Here is an 18,454-nt window from a genome sequence, read left to right on the forward strand (position 1 = left end):
CTGCGGGTTTTCGCCTCCCGGGAGGGGGGCAGGAACCCCGCCAGGGGTTTCGGGGGGCGTCATGGATGTGGGGTGGCCGCTGCTGCGGCAGCTGACCGGCGAGGACCGCAGCGGGCGGGGAGCCGCGGTCAAGTCGGCCAGAACGGCGGCGCTGCGAGCGCGCACCGCCACGGCCGACCGGGTGGTCAAGTCGGTCTGCCCGTACTGCGCGGTGGGCTGCGGCCAGAACGTGTACGTACGCGACGAGCGGGTCGTCCAGATCGAGGGCGACCCCGACTCCCCCATCAGCCGCGGCCGGCTGTGCCCCAAGGGCGCGGCCAGCCTCCAGCTCACCACCGCCTCCGGCCGCCGGCACAAGGCGCTCCACCGCCCGCCGGGCGCGGCCGACTGGCAGGAGATCGACCTCGACACCGCCATGCGCATGGTGGCCGACCGGGTCATCGCCACCAGGCGCGAGACCTGGGAGTGGGAGAAGGACGGCAGGCGCACCGCCAGGACCATGGGCATCGCCAGCCTGGGCGGCGCGACGCTGGACAACGAGGAAAACTACCTCATCAAGAAGCTGCTGACGGCCCTCGGCGTGGTGCAGATCGAGAACCAGGCCCGCATCTGCCACAGCTCCAGCGTGGTCGGGCTCGGCACGTCGTTCGGCCGGGGCGGGGCCACCACGTTCATGCAGGACCTGCAGCACTCCGACTGCGTGGTCATCCAGGGCTCGAACTTCGCCGAGGCGCACCCGGTCGGCTTCCAGTGGGTGATGGAGGCCAAGGCGCGCGGCGCGGTGATCATCCACGTCGACCCGCGCTTCACGCGTACGAGCGCGGTGGCCGACCTGCACGTGCCCATCCGCGCGGGCTCCGACGTGGCCTTCCTCGGCGCCGTCATCAACCACGTGCTGGAGAACGACCTGTACTTCCACGAGTACGTGGTCAACTACACCAACGCGGCCACCATCCTCTCCGAGGACTACCGCGACGCGGAGGACCTCGACGGCGTCTTCTCCGGCTTCGACCCGGAGACCCGCGTCTACGACGACGAGACCTGGCAGTACGAGGGCATGACGGTCGCCCCGGCCTCCGGCGCGCGCGACGAGGACTACGAGCGGCGGGTGGGCAAGCTGCCGCCGGGCCGCTGCGAGATGCTGGGCGCCGCCGGCCTGCCGATGGACGGCGTGCCGCAGCGCGACGAGACGCTGCGCCATCCGCGCTGCGTCATGCAGGTGCTGCGCCACCACTTCGCCCGCTACACGCCGGAGATGGTCGAGCGGGTGTGCGGGGTGCCGCGCGAGCTGTTCCTGCGGGTGTGCCGCCATCTGACGGAAAATTCCGGCCCGGACAAGACCGCCGAGTTCGTGTACGCGGTGGGCTGGACGCAGCACAGCGACGGCTCGCAGTTCATCAGGGCGGCGAGCATCCTGCAGCTGCTGCTCGGCAACATCGGCCGGCCCGGCGGCGGCATCCAGGCGCTGCGCGGGCACGCCAGCATCCAGGGCTCCAGCGACATCCCCACGCTGTTCAACCTGCTGCCGGGCTACATCCCGATGCCGCACGCGCACGAGGATCTGAGCCTGCGCAAGTTCCTGCGCGCCGACGCGCCGCACAAGGGCTGCTGGGCGAACATGCCCGCCTACCTGACCAGCCTGCTCAAGGCGTGGTGGGGCGAGTCCGCCCAGCCGGACAACGACTTCAGGTTCGGCTACCTGCCCAGGCTGACCGGGTCGCACAGCACGTACGACACCGTGCTGGCGCAGCTCGACGGCACCTGCAAGGGTTACTTCCTGCTCGGCGAGAACCCGGCGGTCGGGTCGGCCAACACCCGGATGCAGCGCCTGGGCATGGCCAGGCTCGACTGGCTGGTGGTCCGCGACCTCAACCTGATCGAGAGCGCCACCTGGTGGCGGGACGGCCCGGAGATCGAGACGGAGGAGCTGGTCACCGAGGACATCGGCACCGAGGTGTTCTTCTTCCCCGCGGCCTCGCACACCGAGAAGAACGGCAGCTTCACCAACACCAACCGGCTGATCCAGTGGCACCACCAGGCGGTCGAGCCGGGCGGTGACGCGCGCAGCGACCTGTGGTTCATGTACCACCTGGGGCGGATCATCAGGGAGAAGCTGGCGGGCTCTGCGGACCCGATGGACGCGCCGGTGCTGGAGCTCACCTGGGACTACCCGCTGGAGGGCGAGCTGGCCGAGCCGTCCGCGGCGGCCGTGCTGGCGGAGATCAACGGCTGGGGCTCCGACCGGCGGCCCCTGTCCGGGCCCGGCGAGCTCAAGGACGATGGCTCCACGACGTGCGGCTGCTGGATCTACTGCGGCGTGTACGCCGACGGGGTCAACCAGGCCGCCCGCCGCAAGCCCCACACCGAGCAGGACTGGATCGCCGCCGAATGGGCGTGGGCCTGGCCGGCGAACCGGCGCATCCTCTACAACCGGGCCTCGGCCAGGCCGGACGGCAGCCCGTGGAGCGAGCGCAAGAAGCTCGTCTGGTGGGACGCGGACGCGGGCCGGTGGACCGGGTTCGACGTGCCGGACATCGACGAGGACAAGGACCCCGGCTACCGGGCCCCGCAGGACGCACAGGGCGTGGCGGCGCTGTCGGGCACCGATCCGTTCGTCATGCAGGCCGACGGGAAGGGCTGGCTGTTCGCTCCGTCCGGGGTGATGGACGGGCCGCTGCCGACGCACTACGAGCCGCAGGACTCGCCGGTCGCCAACCCGCTCTACGGCCGCCAGCGCAACCCGGCGCGCAAGGTCTACCCGCACGAGGACAACCGCTACCAGCCGAGCGGCGACGAGCCGGGCGCGTCGGTCTACCCGTACGTGGTGACGACGTACCGGCTGACCGAGCACTTCACGGCGGGCGGGATGAGCCGGCACACGCCGTACCTGGCGGAGCTGCAGCCGGAGATGTTCTGCGAGGTCTCGCCCGAGCTGGCCGCCGAGCGCGGGCTCGTGCACGGCGACTGGGCCACGATCATCACGGCGCGCAACGCCATCGAGGCCAGGGTCCTGGTCACCGACCGGATGCCGTCGCTGCGCCTGAACGGGAAGGTGCTGCACCAGATCGGGCTGCCGTTCCACTACGGGCCCAACGGCCTGGCCAGGGGCGACGCGGCCAACGAGCTGTCGGCGATCGCGCTCGACCCCAACGCCCACATCCAGGAGGTCAAGGCCCTGGCGGCCGACATCCGGCCGGGGCGGCGGCCGCGCGGACCGGCGCTGCCCGAGCTGGTCAGGGCCTATCAGGAGCGCGCGGGCGTCAGCGCCGGCACCGGGACGGAGGCGTGATGGGCCGCGTGGGGTTCTTCACCGACACCAGCATCTGCATCGGCTGCAAGGCGTGCGAGGTGGCCTGCAAGGAGTGGAACGCCGTCCCCGAAGACGGCCTGGCCTTCACCGGCATGTCGTACGACAACACCGTGGGCCTGGGCTCCGACACCTGGCGGCACGTCGCGTTCATCGAGCAGCGGCGCCCGCTCGGCCACCAGGAGCCCGGGGTCGGCGACATGGACTTCCGCTGGCTGATGGCCTCCGACGTGTGCAAGCACTGCACGGAGGCGGCCTGCCTGGACGTGTGCCCGACGGGCTCGCTGTTCCGCACCGAGTTCGGCACGGTCGTGGTGCAGCAGGACATCTGCAACGGGTGCGGCTACTGCGTGTCCGCCTGCCCGTTCGGGGTGATCGGCAAGCGGGAGAGCAGCGGCGTGGCCGCCAAGTGCACCATGTGCTACGACCGGCTGGGCGACGGGCAGGAGCCCGCGTGCGCCAAGACGTGCCCGACGGACTCGATCCAGTTCGGGGACCTCGACGAGCTGCGCGAGCGGGCCGAGCGCCGGCTCGGCCAGGTACGCGCGGCGGGCACGGCCTCCGCCCGCCTGTACGGGCACGACACGGGCGACGGGGTGGGCGGCATGGGGGCGTTCTTCCTCCTGCTGGACGAGCCCGAGGTCTACGGCCTGCCGCCCGATCCCGTGGTGACCACCAGGGACCTGCCGTCGATGTGGCGGCACGTGGGGGTCGCGGCGCTCGCCCTGCTGGCGGGGGTGGCCGCGACGGCGTTTTCCGGATGGAGGAGACGGGGATGAGCAGCCAGACCGACGTGCGGCTGGACGGCTCGGCCGGGCTGCGCACCGAGCGCGAGGCCACGCCGGGCTCGGCGGGCGACCGGCGCGAGCGGCCGGAGCCGGGCCCAGAGAAGGGCCCAGAGAAGGGTTACGACTCCTACTACGGCCGCCCGGTGCTGAACAAGCCGACGTGGCAGGAGCACGACATCGCCGGCTACCTCTTCCTGGGCGGCCTGGCCGGCGCGTCGTCGACGCTGGCGGCCGTCGCCGAGCTCACCGGCAGGCCGCGCCTGGCCAGGGTGGGCAAGGTGGCCGCGCTGGGCGCGCTGGGCGGCTCGCTCTACTCGCTGATCCACGACCTGGGGCGGCCCGAGCGGTTCGTGAACATGCTGCGGGTGTTCAAGGTGACCTCGCCCATGAGCGTCGGCACGTGGATCCTCACGGCGTACGGGCCGCAGGCCGTGTGCGCGGGGGCCGCGGACCTGTCCGGGCGCCTGCCCCGGCTGGGCCGGGCCGCCACGGTCGGGGCGGGGCTGGCGGGGCCCGCGGTGGCCACCTACACCGCCGCGCTGATCTGCGACACCGCCGTGCCCGTCTGGCACGGGGGGTATCGCGAGATGCCGTTCCTGTTCGCCGGCTCGGCCTCGGCCGCGGCGGGCGGGCTCGGGATGCTGGCCGCGCCGCTGGCGGAGGCGGGCCCGGCCCGCCGGCTGGCGGCGCTGGGCGCGGCCGTCGAATGCGTGGCCGCCACCCGGATGGAGCGGCGGCTGGGGCCGCTGGCCGAGCCGCTCAAGCGCAGCTCGCTGCTGCGCGCGGGCGAGGCGCTGTCGCTGGCGGGCGCGCTGGCCGGGGTGACCGCCGGCCGGCGCAGCCGGATCGCGGCCATGGCGGCGGGCGCGGCGCTGCTCGCGGGCTCCGCCTGCACCCGGTTCGGGATCTTCCGTGCCGGGATGGAGTCCGTGAACGACCCCAAGTACACCATTCAGGCACAACGGAGGAAACTCGCATGAGCCGGAAAGTCATCTCCTACCTGCCGTTCGTCGGCATCATGCTGGTCACCTGCACGGCGTCCTGGCTGGCCGGCAGGACCGGCCCCGAGGGCCGGAGCCGGGGACGTACGATCAGCAGATGACCGAAAAGACCGAAACCGCGCCTGGATGGCTCGCACCCGACGAACTCGAGTCGGTGCGAGGCCAGCTGCCCATCCTCTACGTCGACGCCGTGCCGGTGCGGGTCGACGACACCGGCGTGGTCACCCGCGTCGGCCTGCTGCTGCGCATCGCGTCAGACGGCACGGTCAGCCGGGCGCTGGTCTCGGGACGCGTGCTGCACCACGAGCGGATCCGCGACGCGCTCCTGCGCCACCTGGAGAAGGACCTCGGCCCCGTGGCGCTCCCCCACATCCCCGCCTCGCCGCAGCCGTTCACCGTCGCCGAATACTTCCCGACGCCGGGCGTCACCCCCTACCACGACCCCCGCCAGCACGCCGTCTCCCTGGCCTACATCGTCCCCGTCGCGGGTGACTGCCGGCCCCGGCAGGACGCCCTGGACCTGGAGTGGTTCACCCCGGAGGACGCCGCGTCGCCCGCGGTGCAGCAGGAGATGACCGGCGGGCAGGGCGTGCTGCTCAAGCAGGCCCTGGCCCACGTCGGCTGCCTGCCCTGATCAGACGGCCTTCCTGAAGGACAGGGAGCGTCCGCCCGCGTCGAAGCCGGCGCGGGCCGTGATCTGTTCGCCGCTCCCGCTCCCGCGTGGGAGCGGGAAGCCGACCGAGATCGCCGTCCCCGGGTCCACGCGCGGCATCGTGCGGGCCCGGTTGACGGCGCCGGCTCCCTTCAGGCTCAGCTTGACCTCGCGCCACGGCGCCGCCGAGCCGTTGTGCAGCGTCACCACGACCTGGCCGCCGGTGATCTCGGTCTTCAGCCCGTACGGGATGCGCGGGTCCGGCCCGATCGAATCGTCGAGCATGATCATCAGCTCGTCCACCAGCTCCACCCGCTCCGCGGCCAGGTCGCGGCTCTCGGCCGGGTCCTTGGCCAGGTCGTACAGCTCGATCCGGCCCTCGGGGCCGGCGCCCGCGATGTGCGGGGCGAAGCGGACCAGCTTCCACCGGCCGCGGCGGATCGCCTGGGCCTTGCGGGGCCGGTTCCACACCAGGTGGTCGTGCTTGGGGGCGCCCGCGCCGGTGAGCAGGCCGCGGAAGGACAGGCCGTCGAGGTGCGCGGGCACCGGCACCCCGGCCAGGTCGGCGAGGGTCGGCAGCACGTCCCACGAGGCCACCGGCTGCTTGACCACGCGCGGCCGTAACGCGGGTGACCAGGCGATCATCGGCACGCGGATGCCGCCCTCGTAGACGTCGCGTTTGTCCCCGCGCCAGGGCCCGTTGGAGTTGAACAGCTCCGGCGTCACGCCCTTCTCGCTGTGCGGCCCGTTGTCGCTGGTGAACAGCACGAGCGTGTTCTCGGCGAGGCCGGTCGCGCGTAACTCCCGCACCAGCGTGGCCACGTCGGCGTCGAGCCGGGCCACCTGCGCGGCGTGCCGCCGGTTCGGGCCGCTCCACGGCCGGTCCTCGTAGCGCCCCGCGTCGCCGGGGATGACGCTCGGCGAGTGCGGCAGGGTGGTGGGGTAGTAGAGCAGGAACGGGTCGTCGCCGCCGCGCCTGATGAACTCGACGGCCCGCTCGCGGAACAGGTCCGGCGCGTACGACCTGCCGTCGAGGCGCACCTTGGCCCGGTTGTGCCACAGGTACTTCGGGAAGTACTGGTGGGCGTGGGCGTGGCCGATGAAGCCGAAGAACTCGTCGAAGCCGCGCTCGTTCGGGTGCGAGGGCTGCCCCGGCCGCTCGGGGCCGAAGCCCCACTTGCCGAAGCAGGCCGTGCGGTAGCCGGACAGTTGCAGCAGCTCGGCGAAGGTGAGGTCGGCGTCGGTCAGAGAGCGCTGCGGCCCGCCCTCCGGGTTCTCGCGTACGGTGCCGTGGCCCGCGTGCAGCCCGGTGAGCAGCGCGCAGCGCGACGGCGCGCACAGCGGCGCCCCGGAGTAGGCCGTCTCGAAGCGCACGCCCTCGGCCGCCAGCCGGTCCAGGTTCGGGGTGCTGATCAGGCGCTGCCCCTGCACGCCGATCTCGCCCCAGCCCAGGTCGTCGGACAGGATCACGACGATGTTGGGCCGCGACGGCAGGCCCGCCGACGCCATGGCGGGTGTGGGCCCGAGAGCGGGCAGAGTGAGGCCGGCGAGGCTGCCGGCGAGCAGGGTACGGCGGGAGGGCCCGTTGATCACGATCGGCAACCTATCGGAGCCCAGGGCGAACAGGAGACAAATCGCCGGCGAACATCCGTCACCGCGCGTAGCCCCACAGACGGCAGATCTCGCGCAGCTCCTCGGGGATCTCCTCGGCCGCCGGCAGGGGGCGGCCCGCGACGACCGTGCCGGAGCGGATCTTGTCGCGCCAGTCGCCGATGCCCTTGACGAAGCCGCCGTGGTCCTTGTCGCCGTAGGTGAGCATGGCCGGCTCGAACTCCAGCCCCAGGAAGAGGCAGAGCCGCCGCAGCTCGCGCTCGGGGTCGGCGACCAGGTCCTCGTAGCGCAGGGTCAGCCCGTCGAGGTGGGTGCGGGCCTCCTCCAGGTAGGTCATGTAGCTCAGGGTGCGCGGCACGGCCTCCTCCATGGGCCGCTTGACCGGGTCGGCCTCGTGCCAGGACTGCACGATGGACATGGGGTGGCGCAGCAGGAAGATGAAGCGCGCGTCGGGCCAGCAGGTGGCGATGCGCCGCCAGGCGAACACGTTGCTCGGCGTCTTCTCCGCCAGGATCGGCTTGCCGCTGCGGGTCAGCTCCCGGTGGAGCAGCCGGTCCCACACGATGTGCTCGATGTCGCTGTGGGCGTGGCCGAGCGCCTCCATGGCCTGCCGCACGGGCTCGGTGCCGAGGCCGATCGTGACCCGCCTGAAGTGCGTCTCGATGGGGGAATGCATCCGGGAGTGGCTGTTGAGCATGACCCGCAGCAGCGTCGACCCCGACCGCACGGACGACAGCAGGAAGACCGGCTCGCGCAGCAGGCGGTCGTGCACGGGATCTGCGGGCGGCCGCACCTCGTCGCCGGGCAGCCGCTGGAGCACCAGCGGCGGCGGTGGCGGCGGCTTCGGCGGCTGCTTGCGCGGCCGCCGGGTCAACGTGTATCCGGTCAGGCCCTCCAGCGTGGTGTTGGCCCGGTACTTCCAGCTCATGGCCCACAAAGGTAGAGACAGCCCGTGAACCCCAGGTGAATCCGGGCTGTGAACCTCACCCTCGCTTGTGCACGACCCGCTCGTGCACGACCGCGTACGTGTTGCGCAGCGCCGCCATCGACTCGTCGTAGGACGCCTGCGCGACCCCGGTGAACAGGCAGTCCACCACCATGAGCTGGGCGATGCGGCTGCCCAGCGCGCCCGAGCGGAACTTCGTCTCCCTGGCGGCCGTCGTGAGCGTCACGTCGGCGGCCCTGGCCAGCGGCGAGTCGCGGAAGTTCGTGATGGCCACGGTCGAGGCGCCCGACTTGCGGGCGATCGACAGGAACTCGACCGTGTCCACGGTGGCGCCCGTGTGGGAGACGGCGACCGCCACGCAGGCGGGGTCGAGCGTGGCCGCCGACGTCCAGGCCGAGTGGGAGTCGTGCCAGTTGATCGCGGTCCGGCCGATGCGCGACAGCTTCTGCTGCAGGTCGAGCCCCACGAGGGAGCTCGCGCCCACCCCGAAGCTGTCGATCCGCCGGGCCGCCAGCAGCAGCGACACGGCGGCGGCCAGCGCCTCCATGTCCAGCGAGCGGGCCGTGTCGGCGATGGACAGCGTCTCGTTCATCGCCACCTTGGAGACGATGCCCGCCAGGCTGTCGTTGCGGTCGATGTCGCCGGACGCCTCCGGCAGGCTCGACGTGGCCAGCTCCTCGCGCGCCACCGCCCTGGCCAGGTCGATCCTGAGGTCCTTGTAGTGGGCGTAGCCCATGCGCTGGTAGAAGCGCACCACCGAGGTGGTGGAGGTCGCGCAGCGGGCGGCCAGCTCGGCGATCGACAGGTTGGCGGCCCTGGCGGGGTCGCCGACGAACTCCTCCGCGATCCGCCGCTCCGACGGCCGCAGCGCGGGCATGGCGGCCCGGATGCGGATCAGCACGGTCCCGTCTTCCTCGGACATCCTCACCCATCCCCGCAACGGAAAGAAAAGTACCCAAGTGGTAGGGTCTGCGTAATTTTATGACCAACTCCCCCCAGGAGACCAACATGCCCCGTGGCGCAATCTCCGCGGTCGGCATCGCCGCTGCGCTGTCCGTCGCCCTCACCAGCTGCTCGTCATCTTCGTCCTCATCCTCTGGGCCCGCCCCGGGCGCCGGCGGCGCGGCCTCCGGCAAGACCCTCGTGGTCGGCGTGACCACCGACCCGGACACGCTCTTCCCCTGGAAGGCCACCCAGTTCCAGGCCGTGAACGTGCTGCAGAACCTGTACGGGACGCTCACGGAGTTCGACAAGGACCTGAACGTGGTCCCCGGGCTCGCCGAGTCCTGGCAGCCCTCGGACGACGGCAAGAAGCTCACCCTCAAGCTGAGACAGGGCGTCACGTTCGCCGACGGCAGCGCCTTCGACTCCCAGGACGTGAAGTCGTCGCTGGACAAGATCATGGACGAGAAGACGGCGGCCGTGGCCAGGGCGTCGCTGTCGTCGGTGAAGTCGGTCGAGGCGCCCGACGCGGGCACCGTGGTGCTGGAGCTGACCGGGCCCGACGCCGCACTGCCCGCCAACCTGGCCACGGTCAACATGGCGATGCTCTCCTCCGAGGACACCGAGGAGAAGCTCAACACCACGCCGAACGGCACCGGGCCGTTCAAGCTGCAGGGCCGCGTGGCGAGCCAGTCGATCACGCTGGCCAGGAACGACGCGTACTGGGGCGGGGAGAAGCCGAAGGTGGCCGCGGTCGAGTTCCGGGTCATCCCCGACGAGTCGTCCATCGTGTCGGCCATGCAGTCGGGCAACGTGCAGCTCGCGGTCTTCAACGACCCGCTCGTCGCGCAGACCGCGCAGGGCGGCGGCACGATCACCGTGGCCAAGACGCCGCAGCTCAACTACCACGTGCTCCAGCTCAACGCGCAGCACGGCGACCTCAAGGACGTCAACGTGCGCCTGGCGATCCAGTGCGCGATCGACCGCAAGCAGGTGCTCGACACCGCCGCGCTCGGCGAGGGCGAGGTGACCGGGCCGATGACCGCGCCCGCGTTCAAGTCGGACCCGAACAAGCGCCCCTGCCCGGCCCGTGACCTGGCCAAGGCGGCCGAGTATCTGGGCAAGGCGGGCAAGCCCGGCGGGGTGACCGTCAAGACGATCGTCTCCCAGGGCGAGTACGCGACCTCGGTCAACGAGGCCCAGAACCTCAAGGCCCAGCTCGCCGAGGCCAAGATCAACCTGGAGCTGGAGGTGCTGGAGTCGGGCGCGTTCGTGGACCGCTGGGTGGCCGCCGACTTCGACGCGGCCGTGGCGCTCAACGGCGGCCGGCCCGACCCGGACGGCGCCTACGGCCGCTACTTCACCAGCAAGGGCAACCTGAACAAGGTCGCCGGCTACAGCTCGCCCGAGCTGGACAAGCTGTTCGCCGAGGGCAAGGCGACGACCGACCAGGCCGCCCGCAAGGCGATCTACGAGCAGGTCTCGGCGCAGCTGGAGGAGAACGCCCCCTGGATCTGGCTGTTCGCCGGCTACACCTACACCGCCACGACCTCCGGCGTGCAGGGCTTCGTGCCGATGGCCAGCGGCTCGCTGCAGTACCTCCGTACGGCCAGCGTGAGCTGATGCGCGTCCGCAACCGGATCCTGAGCACGGCCGGAACCCTGTTCGGGGTGGCCGTGCTCGTGTTCGTCATGCTGCGGGCGATCCCCGGCGACCGGATCACGGCGGGGCTCGGCACCGAGGCCGCGGCGCTCACGCCCGCCCAGCGGCAGGCCCTGGAGCAGTACTACGGGCTCGACCAGCCGCTGATCACGCAGTTCTTCTCGTGGCTGGGCAACATGTTCACCGGGAACTTCGGCTACTCGGCCCGCCAGCAGCAGAGCGTGCTCGACCTGACCCTGCACTCGCTGCCGGTGACGTTCGAGCTGGCGGTGCTCTCCATCGTGCTGGCGCTGCTGATCGGGGTGCCGCTGGGCACGCTGGCGGCCTCCCGGGCCAACTCCCCCAGGGACGCCCTCGGCCAGCTCGTGAGCCTGGCGGGACTGTCGGTCCCGGCGTTCCTGCTGGCCACCGCGCTGCTGTCGATCTTCGCGGCGTCGTTCGGGTTCAACCCCAACGGGCAGGGCTTCGCCATGCTCCTCGACGATCCGCTGCTCAACCTGCAGCAGATGTTCCTGCCTGCGCTGGTGCTCGGCTTCGGCATCGCGGCGCCGATCCTGCGCACCACCCGGACGGCGGTGCTGGAGGTACGCTCGGACGACTTCGTCCGCACCGCCCGCGCCAAGGGCGTGCCGGAGCGGCGGCTGCAGGTCAGGCACGTGCTGGGCAACGCGCTCGTGCCGATCGTGACCATGACCGGCCTGCAGTTCGGCTACCTGCTCGGCGGCGCGGTCGTGGTGGAGCAGATCTTCTCCGTGCCGGGCGTCGGCAGGCAGGTGCTGCTGGGCATCCAGCAGAAGGAGTACGCCGTCGTGCAGAGCACGGTGCTGGTGATCGCGCTGGCGTTCGTGCTGGTCAACCTGCTGACGGACGCGCTCTACCGGGTGATCGACCCGAGGGTGAGGGCCTCGTGAGGAGGAGTCCCGCCCTGGTGGCGGGGGCGGTGATCCTCGTGCTGCTGGCGATCGTGGCGGCGCTGTCGTACTCCGGGCTGCTGCCCTACGATCCGGTCGCGCAGCACCCGCCCGCGCGGTTCGGCGCGCCGTCCGGCGCGCACCTGTTCGGCACCGACCAGTTCGGCCGGGACGTGTTCTCCCGGGTGGCGGCCGGGGTCGGCAACTCGGCGCTCATCGCGGTCGTCGCCGTGGCGTTCGCGACCGTGGTGGGCACGCTGGGCGGGCTGGTGTCCGGCTTCTACCGCGGCGTCGCCGACGGCGCGATCGGCGGGGTCACGAACGTGCTGTTCGCGTTCCCGCCGCTGCTGCTGGCGCTGTCGCTGGCGTCGGTGCTGGACCGCAACTGGTTCACCATCGCCGTGGCCATCGCCATCGTGTACGTGCCCATCTTCGTCCGCGTCACCCGGGGCCCGGTGCTGTCGCTCAGGGAGATCGAGTACGTGAAGGCGGCCGTCTCGACCGGCATGAGCCGCTGGCAGATCATGCTCCGGCACGTCCTGCCGAACATCACCTCGATCGTCATCGTCCAGGTGGCCCTGTCGCTGTCGTGGGCGGTGCTGACCGAGGCGTCGCTGAGCTTCCTCGGCCTGGGCACGCCGCCGCCGGCGCCGTCGCTGGGCTCGATGATCTTCGAGGCGCGGAGTCTGGTCTTCGTGGCCCCATGGACGCTGATCGCGCCTGGCGCGCTCGTCGTCCTGCTGGTCGTGGGCCTCAACCTGCTCGGCGACGGCCTGCGTGACACCTTCGACCCGCGAGGAAGACGATGAGAATTCTAGGGATGATCTCCGGCACGTCGCACGACGGGATCGACGTGGCCGTGGTGGACTTCGAGCTCGTCGGCGGCCTGCTGGAGGGCCGGGTGGGACACACGGCCAGCACGCCGTACCCGGCGGAGCTGCGGACGCGGCTGATCGCGGCGCTGCCGCCCGCGCAGACGACGCTGGCCGAGATGTGCGTGCTCGACACGCTCATCGGGCAGAGCTTCGCCGACGCCGCGGCGGCGGCGATCGCGCTGGGCGGGCCCGTCGACCTGATCGTCTCGCACGGGCAGACCGTCTTCCACTGGGTGGAGGGCACGCACGCGCTCGGCACGCTGCAGATCGGCCAGCCCGCCTGGATCGCCGAGCGGACCGGCGTCCCGGTGCTGTCGGACGTGCGCATCCGCGACATCACGGCGGGCGGGCACGGGGCGCCGCTGGTGTCGGTGCTGGACGGGCTGCTGCTGCGGGCCCACGAGGGCGGGGCGGCGGCGCTCAACCTGGGCGGCATCGCGAACATGACCGTGGTGCGCGGCGGCGAGCTGTACGCCTACGACATCGGGCCCGCGAACGCGCTGATCGACGCGGTGGTCACGAGCAGGGGGCTGGACGGGCGGGGCTTCGACGCGGACGGGCGGATCGCGGCCTCGGGCCGGGTGGACGAGCGGCTGCTGGAGGTGCTGCTGGAGGAGCCGTACTACGCGCTGGCGGCCCCCAAGAGCACCGGCAAGGAGCTGTTCCACCTCGGCTACGTGGACTCCGCCCTGGCCCGGGCGGACAGCGCGCCAGGGGACGCCGACCTGGTGGCGACGCTGACCGAGCTGACCGTGCGGACGGTGGCCCGGGACGTGCGGGCCGCCGGGGTGGGCGCGCTGGTCGTCTCGGGCGGCGGCTGCCGCAACCCCGTGATCATGGACGGGCTGCGTGCCGCGCTGCCCGGCATGGACGTGGCGCCGTCCGACGACTACGGGGCCCCCTCCGACGACAAGGAAGCCATCGCGTTCGCGCTGATCGGCTGGCTGACCGCGCACGGGCTGCCCGGCACGGCGCCGGGCGGGACCGGCGCCCGCGAGGCCCGCGTCCTCGGCACGCTGACGCCCGGCGCGCGGCCGCTCGCGTTGCCCGCGCCGGTCGCCGAGCCACCGCGCTCGCTGGTGCTGACGCGATGAGCGAGCCCTCGGGCGAGGAGCCGGCGAGCGCACCCGCGGGGGTGGTCATGGCCGCGCGGACGCCGTGGTTCGACCTCACCGAGTGCTCCGGTCACCGGACCGTGCGCTGGGAGGGCGGCGAACGCGCCGGCGAGGCGCCGATGACCCTGGACACCTGCCACGACCTCGCCTCGGTCACGAAGGTCGTGGCCACCACGACCGCGCTCATCCGCCTGGTGTCCGACCGGCTGGTGGACCTGGACGCGCCGCTGAGCGCGTACCTCGCCCGCTCGTACGAGGCGATCACCGTGCGGGACCTGCTCCTGCACCGCGGCGGGCTGTGGGAGTGGTGGCCGCTCTACGTCCAGCCGGAGCAGCCGCCCCCGCGCTACCGCCCCGGCCGCGCCCGCCACTACTCCGACCTCGGCTTCGTCCTGCTCGGCCGGATCGTCGAGGCCGTCACCGGCCTGAGCCTGGACCTGGCCGTGGCCGAGCTGGTCACCGAGCCGCTCGGCCTCGGCTCGACCTCGTACGCCCGCCCGGCGGGCCCCGAGGTGGCCATGAGCGCGCTGGACGACCGGATCGAGATGGACATGCTCGACACCGGGCGGCCCTACCCCGTGCCGTACCGCAGCTCCGACTTCGCGCGCTGGCGGCGCGGGCCCGTGCTCGGCGAGGTCGCCGACGGCAACGCCCACCACGCCTTCGGCGGGGTCGCCGGGCACGCCGGGCTCTTCTCGACCGTGCCGGACCTGCTCGCCTACGGCCTGGCGATGTCCCGGTACCAGGAGTACGACCGGCTGTGGCGGCCCGAGGTGGTCAGGGAGTTCTTCACCCCCGGCCCCGACGCCGGTCAGGCCCTGGGCTTCCGCACGTACGAGCTGCGCCTGTGGGACGAGACCGTCACCGTGCTCGGCCACCCCGGTTACGTCGGCTGCGCGGTCGGCTTCGTGCCCGGCCGTGACATCGCCCTGGCCCTGGCGAGCAACCGCCTGCTCGTCCAGGGCGACCCCACCCCCACCGACACCCTCTGGGCCGGCCTGCTCGAGGCCGCCACGCAACGATCGAGGACCGCATGACCCCGCTCCTGGAGATCCGTGACCTCTCGGTCGCCTTCCGCACCCGCAGGCAGGACGTCACCGTCGTCAAGGGCGTCTCGATGGAGATCCTGCCCGGCCAGACCGTCGCGGTCGTCGGCGAGTCGGGCTCGGGCAAGTCAACCACGGCCGCCGCGGTCAACCGGCTGCTGCCCGACAACGGCCGCGTCACCAGCGGCCGGATCGTGTTCGACGGCCGCGACCTGACCTCGGTCAGCGACCGCGAGATGACCGCGATCCGCGGCGCGGGCATCGGCCTGGTCCCCCAGGACCCCATGTCCAACCTCAACCCGCTCATGCGCGTCGGCGACCAGGTCGCCGAGGCGCTGGAGGTCCACGGCGTGGCCACCGGCAAGGCGGCGCGGGCCCGCGTGCTCGAACTGCTCGACCTGGTCGGCATCCCCGACCCGGCCCGCCGGATCGGGCAGTACCCGCACGAGTTCTCCGGCGGCATGCGGCAGCGCGCGCTGATCGCCATGGGGCTGGCCTGCCGGCCGAAGCTGCTCATCGCCGACGAGCCCACCTCCGCGCTGGACGTGACCGTGCAGCGGCGCATCCTCGACCAGTTGGAGCGGCTCACCGCCGAGATGGGCACGGCCGTCCTGCTCATCACGCACGACCTGGCGCTGGCGGCGGAGCGGGCCGACGTGGTGGCCGTCATGCACGACGGCCGGATCGTCGAGACCGGGCGGGCGGAGGAGATCCTCGCCGAGCCCGGCCACGAGTACACCAGGCGGCTGCTGCGGGCCGTGCCGAGCCTGTCGTCGGTCCGCGTGCCGGAGCCCGCCCAGGAGGCCGGGGACCTGGTCGTGGTCGAGGGCCTGCGCAAGGTGTTCCCGATCAGGGGCACGGGCGAGGAGCTGACCGCGGTGGACGCGGTCTCGTTCCGGATTCCGCGCGGCCGTACCGTGTCGATCGTGGGCGAGTCGGGCTCGGGCAAGTCGACCACCGCGAACCTGCTGCTCGGCCTCGACGACCTCACCTCCGGCAGCATCCGCTTCGACGGCACCGACCTGACGGCGCTCGGCAGGCGGGAGCTGTTCGCCTTCCGCCGGCGGGTCCAGCCGGTGTTCCAGAACCCGTACGCCTCGCTCGACCCCCGCTACCCGGTCGGGAAGTCCATCGCCGAGCCGCTGCGCGTGCACCGCGTCGGCACCCCGGCCGAGCGCAGGAAGGTCGCGGCGGAGCTGCTGGAGAAGGTGTCGCTGCCCGCGTCGACCGCCGACCGGCTGCCGCACGAGCTGTCCGGCGGCCAGCGCCAACGCGTGGCCATCGCCAGGGCGCTGGCGCTCTCGCCCGAGCTGGTCGTGCTGGACGAGGCCGTCTCGGCGCTCGACGTGCTGGTGCAGGCGCAGATCCTGGAGCTGCTCGCCGGCCTGCAGCGCGAGCTGGGGCTGAGCTACCTGTTCATCAGCCACGACCTGGCCGTGGTGCGGATGATCTCGCACGAGGTGCACGTCATGAAGGAGGGGCGGATCGTGGAGAGCGGCACCGCCGAGGACGTCTTCGACCGGCCGTCCGCGGACTACACCCGGGAGCTGCTCGCGGCGATCCCCGGCAGCAGGTAGGTTGGAAATCCAGACTGTCTCGGAGGTGAGCATGCCCAGGGAATGCTCGATCGCCAACGCGCTGGCGGTCGTCGGCGAGCGCTGGAGCCTGCTGGCCATGCGGGAGGTCCTGCTGGGCGTGCGCCGCTTCGACCAGATCGCCCGCAACACCGGCGCCAGCCGCGACATCCTCACCGCCAGGCTGCGCAAGCTGGAGGAGGTCGGGCTGCTGGAGCGCGAGCTGTACGAGTCTCATCCGCCGCGCTACGAGTACGTGCTGACCGAGGCGGGGCGGGCGCTGCACACGGTGCTGCTGTCGCTCATGGACTGGGGCGACCGCTACGTCACGCGGGGCGAGCCGCCGACGGTGTGGCGGCACAGCTGCGGCGAGGCGCTGGAGCCGCTCATGGTGTGCGCGCACTGCCGCGAGCCCGTTCACGTAGAGGACATGTCCGTTATACGCGTACACCAGCCCCAATAGGTCGTCCACCCGTCACAGTGGAGGGGTGAAGATCCTCCTGGTTCAGCCCCCTCACTGGTCCCCCGACGGCCACGCCAACTTCGACGCGATCGAGGAGCTCCTCACCGGGCACTCGGGGGACGTGGCGCTCCTGCCCGAGCTGGTGGGGGCGACCCTGCCGCGGGCCGAATACCTGGCCAGGGTGCGCGCCCTGGCCAAGGGGGCGGGGATGGCGGTCGTGGGCGGATCCCACTACGACGGCCCGGTCAATGGCCCGGTCAACGGCGCCGTCAACCGGGGCGCGGCCTTCGACGCCGGGGGCGGGCTGCTGACCGAGTACGACAAGGTCCACCCCTACGGGCTCGAACTGCGCTCAGGCGTGGTCCCCGGCCTCCCGGGCGACGGCTTCGAGCTGAACGGCCGCCGCCTGCACGTCCTGCTCTGCGCCGACCTGTGGTACTCGGCCAGCCTGGCCGGGCGCGACGGCCTCGACGCGGTGCTGGTGCCGGCCTTCTCGGTCACCCGCTGGGACGGTCCCGCCCCGGCGCGCGAGCTGTGGCAGCACATGACCGTGGCGCGGGCGTACGAGTTCATGACGTACGTGGCCGTGAGCGACTGGCACCACGAGACCACCTACCACGGGCATCCCTGCGCGGGGGTCGCCGGGTTCGCCGACCCCTGCCCGCGGACCCGCGCCGGCTTCTTCACCGGCACGGGCGACGCGCCGGTCGCCGCCCACGACCTGGACTTCGACCGCCTGGACGCCTTCCGCCGCGACCGCGCGGACCGCGGCTTCCGGTAGGGCTGTCCCTACCATGGATTGGGCCGCGCGCAGGTTCGATCCGGCCCGGCCCCGGTCCGTAGCGTTCTTCCCATGAGAGCCCTCCAGCGCAGACTCGCCACCGACACCCGCTACACCCTGCTCGGCCTCCCCCTGGCCCTCGCCTCGTTCAGCGTCACCGTCGTCGGGGTCTCGGCCGGCCTGGGCGCGGCCGTCGCCTTCGTCGGCCTGCCCGTGCTCGCCGCGACCGCCGCCGCCTCCCGGCACCTGGCCGACCTCGAACGCGTCGCGCTGCCCGGCGTGCTCGGCCACCGCGTCGCCCGCCCGCCGTACACGCCCGCCCCCGAGGGCGCGGGCTGGTTCCGCCGCACGATGAACCCCCTGGCCAGCGGGCAGGCGTGGATGGACCTGCTGCACGGGATCATCGCGTTCCCGTTCGCGCTGGTCTCCTTCGTCCTGACCGCCACGTGGTGGATCGGGGCCGCGGCCGGCCTGACCTTCCCCCTCTACGGCTGGGCGATCGCCCGGATCCCGGGCGTCGGCGACGGCGTGCCCGAATGGCTCGGGTTCTACGACGACCCCACGACGTTCGTGATCGTCAACACCGTGGCGGGCGTCCTGTTCGCCCTGACCCTGGTGCCGGTGGTCCGGATGGCCGCCCTGTTCAAGGCGGGCGTGGCGCAGAGCCTGCTCACCCGGGCCGCCTTCCCGCAGGAGCCCGCCGTCACCCAGGAGCAGGCTTGGCTCGCCGGCCGGTGACCCGCCCCGTCCCCACGGCCGCCTGTGTCCCGCCCGAGCGCG

17 protein-coding genes are annotated in these 18,454 nt (G+C 72.4%); 14 read left to right on the forward strand and 3 right to left on the reverse strand.

Translation table 11 applies throughout. The features are described from left to right. Positions 1-61 precede the first annotated feature (61 nt). From fdh to ABZS69_RS24235, 5 genes are read left to right on the forward strand one after another with little or no spacing between them, the layout of a single operon-like run. On the forward strand, positions 62-3,289 hold the full coding sequence (gene fdh / locus ABZS69_RS24215) for a formate dehydrogenase (protein ID WP_355376453.1): 3,228 nt from the start codon (positions 62-64) through the stop codon (positions 3,287-3,289). Beyond that, positions 3,289-4,086 (forward strand): 4Fe-4S dicluster domain-containing protein, encoded by a 798-nt coding sequence (locus tag ABZS69_RS24220; protein WP_355376455.1) that lies wholly within the window; start codon positions 3,289-3,291, stop codon positions 4,084-4,086. Before fdh ends, ABZS69_RS24220 begins: the two co-directional genes overlap by 1 nt. Next, a complete protein-coding gene (nrfD, locus tag ABZS69_RS24225) occupies positions 4,083-5,075 on the forward strand; it encodes an NrfD/PsrC family molybdoenzyme membrane anchor subunit (protein ID WP_355376457.1) in 993 nt (330 codons plus the stop codon). Before ABZS69_RS24220 ends, nrfD begins: the two co-directional genes overlap by 4 nt. Then, a complete protein-coding gene (locus ABZS69_RS24230) occupies positions 5,072-5,197 on the forward strand; it encodes a hypothetical protein (protein ID WP_355376459.1) in 126 nt (41 codons plus the stop codon). The genes nrfD and ABZS69_RS24230 overlap by 4 nt, the downstream gene beginning before the upstream one ends. Next, a complete protein-coding gene (locus ABZS69_RS24235) occupies positions 5,194-5,730 on the forward strand; it encodes an NUDIX hydrolase family protein (RefSeq protein WP_355376461.1) in 537 nt (178 codons plus the stop codon). Before ABZS69_RS24230 ends, ABZS69_RS24235 begins: the two co-directional genes overlap by 4 nt. On the opposite strand, the gene ABZS69_RS24240 is transcribed toward ABZS69_RS24235, so the two are convergent. From ABZS69_RS24240 to ABZS69_RS24250, 3 genes are read right to left on the reverse strand one after another with little or no spacing between them, the layout of a single operon-like run. Continuing rightward, complete coding sequence (locus ABZS69_RS24240) at positions 5,731-7,341, reverse strand: arylsulfatase (RefSeq protein ID WP_355376463.1); 1,611 nt, start codon at positions 7,339-7,341, stop codon at positions 5,731-5,733. A 58-nt stretch (positions 7,342-7,399) separates the two neighbouring features. After that, positions 7,400-8,287 (reverse strand): sulfotransferase, encoded by an 888-nt coding sequence (locus tag ABZS69_RS24245; protein ID WP_355376465.1) that lies wholly within the window; start codon positions 8,285-8,287, stop codon positions 7,400-7,402. Positions 8,288-8,342: 55 nt separating this feature from the next. Further along, the gene (locus tag ABZS69_RS24250) at positions 8,343-9,227 is read right to left on the reverse strand and encodes a MurR/RpiR family transcriptional regulator (protein ID WP_355376467.1); all 885 of its coding nucleotides are present in this window, start codon (positions 9,225-9,227) and stop codon (positions 8,343-8,345) included. 86 nt (positions 9,228-9,313) lie between these two features. On the opposite strand from ABZS69_RS24250, the gene ABZS69_RS24255 reads away from it, so the two are divergent. From ABZS69_RS24255 to ABZS69_RS24295, 9 genes are all read left to right on the forward strand, one after another. Next, the gene (locus ABZS69_RS24255) at positions 9,314-10,870 is read left to right on the forward strand and encodes an ABC transporter substrate-binding protein (RefSeq protein WP_355376469.1); all 1,557 of its coding nucleotides are present in this window, start codon (positions 9,314-9,316) and stop codon (positions 10,868-10,870) included. Further along, complete coding sequence (locus tag ABZS69_RS24260; protein ID WP_355376471.1) at positions 10,870-11,820, forward strand: ABC transporter permease; 951 nt, start codon at positions 10,870-10,872, stop codon at positions 11,818-11,820. The genes ABZS69_RS24255 and ABZS69_RS24260 overlap by 1 nt, the downstream gene beginning before the upstream one ends. Then, complete coding sequence (locus ABZS69_RS24265) at positions 11,817-12,629, forward strand: ABC transporter permease (protein WP_355376473.1); 813 nt, start codon at positions 11,817-11,819, stop codon at positions 12,627-12,629. The genes ABZS69_RS24260 and ABZS69_RS24265 overlap by 4 nt, the downstream gene beginning before the upstream one ends. Beyond that, positions 12,626-13,789 (forward strand): anhydro-N-acetylmuramic acid kinase, encoded by a 1,164-nt coding sequence (locus tag ABZS69_RS24270; RefSeq protein ID WP_355376474.1) that lies wholly within the window; start codon positions 12,626-12,628, stop codon positions 13,787-13,789. Before ABZS69_RS24265 ends, ABZS69_RS24270 begins: the two co-directional genes overlap by 4 nt. Continuing rightward, on the forward strand, positions 13,786-14,847 hold the full coding sequence (locus tag ABZS69_RS24275) for a serine hydrolase domain-containing protein (RefSeq protein WP_355376476.1): 1,062 nt from the start codon (positions 13,786-13,788) through the stop codon (positions 14,845-14,847). The genes ABZS69_RS24270 and ABZS69_RS24275 overlap by 4 nt, the downstream gene beginning before the upstream one ends. After that, positions 14,844-16,433, forward strand: a complete 1,590-nt coding sequence (locus ABZS69_RS24280; protein WP_355376478.1) for an ABC transporter ATP-binding protein — start codon at positions 14,844-14,846, stop codon at positions 16,431-16,433. The genes ABZS69_RS24275 and ABZS69_RS24280 overlap by 4 nt, the downstream gene beginning before the upstream one ends. A 1-nt stretch (position 16,434) precedes the next feature. Further along, on the forward strand, positions 16,435-16,893 hold the full coding sequence (locus ABZS69_RS24285) for a helix-turn-helix domain-containing protein (protein ID WP_355376479.1): 459 nt from the start codon (positions 16,435-16,437) through the stop codon (positions 16,891-16,893). Positions 16,894-16,918: 25 nt separating this feature from the next. Beyond that, on the forward strand, positions 16,919-17,674 hold the full coding sequence (locus ABZS69_RS24290; RefSeq protein ID WP_355376481.1) for a carbon-nitrogen hydrolase family protein: 756 nt from the start codon (positions 16,919-16,921) through the stop codon (positions 17,672-17,674). 72 nt (positions 17,675-17,746) lie between these two features. Continuing rightward, positions 17,747-18,412, forward strand: coding sequence for a sensor domain-containing protein (locus tag ABZS69_RS24295; RefSeq protein ID WP_355376483.1), 666 nt, complete (start codon positions 17,747-17,749; stop codon positions 18,410-18,412). Positions 18,413-18,454: the final 42 nt, after the last annotated feature.

The organism is Nonomuraea sp. NPDC005650 (genome assembly GCF_040605375.1).
GTDB lineage: Bacteria > Actinomycetota > Actinomycetes > Streptosporangiales > Streptosporangiaceae > Nonomuraea.

Excerpts from the sequence above, each read along its gene's own strand:
- fdh (WP_355376453.1), top strand. The coding sequence starts at position 62 with ATGGATGTGGGGTGGCCGCTGCTGCGGCAGCTGACCGGCGAGGACCGC.
- ABZS69_RS24220 (WP_355376455.1), top strand. The coding sequence starts at position 3,289 with ATGGGCCGCGTGGGGTTCTTCACCGACACCAGCATCTGCATCGGCTGC.
- nrfD (WP_355376457.1), top strand. The coding sequence starts at position 4,083 with ATGAGCAGCCAGACCGACGTGCGGCTGGACGGCTCGGCCGGGCTGCGC.
- ABZS69_RS24230 (WP_355376459.1), top strand. The coding sequence starts at position 5,072 with ATGAGCCGGAAAGTCATCTCCTACCTGCCGTTCGTCGGCATCATGCTG.
- ABZS69_RS24235 (WP_355376461.1), top strand. The coding sequence starts at position 5,194 with ATGACCGAAAAGACCGAAACCGCGCCTGGATGGCTCGCACCCGACGAA.
- ABZS69_RS24245 (WP_355376465.1), bottom strand. The coding sequence starts at position 8,287 with ATGAGCTGGAAGTACCGGGCCAACACCACGCTGGAGGGCCTGACCGGA.
- ABZS69_RS24250 (WP_355376467.1), bottom strand. The coding sequence starts at position 9,227 with ATGTCCGAGGAAGACGGGACCGTGCTGATCCGCATCCGGGCCGCCATG.
- ABZS69_RS24255 (WP_355376469.1), top strand. The coding sequence starts at position 9,314 with ATGCCCCGTGGCGCAATCTCCGCGGTCGGCATCGCCGCTGCGCTGTCC.
- ABZS69_RS24260 (WP_355376471.1), top strand. The coding sequence starts at position 10,870 with ATGCGCGTCCGCAACCGGATCCTGAGCACGGCCGGAACCCTGTTCGGG.
- ABZS69_RS24270 (WP_355376474.1), top strand. The coding sequence starts at position 12,626 with ATGAGAATTCTAGGGATGATCTCCGGCACGTCGCACGACGGGATCGAC.
- ABZS69_RS24275 (WP_355376476.1), top strand. The coding sequence starts at position 13,786 with ATGAGCGAGCCCTCGGGCGAGGAGCCGGCGAGCGCACCCGCGGGGGTG.
- ABZS69_RS24280 (WP_355376478.1), top strand. The coding sequence starts at position 14,844 with ATGACCCCGCTCCTGGAGATCCGTGACCTCTCGGTCGCCTTCCGCACC.
- ABZS69_RS24295 (WP_355376483.1), top strand. The coding sequence starts at position 17,747 with ATGAGAGCCCTCCAGCGCAGACTCGCCACCGACACCCGCTACACCCTG.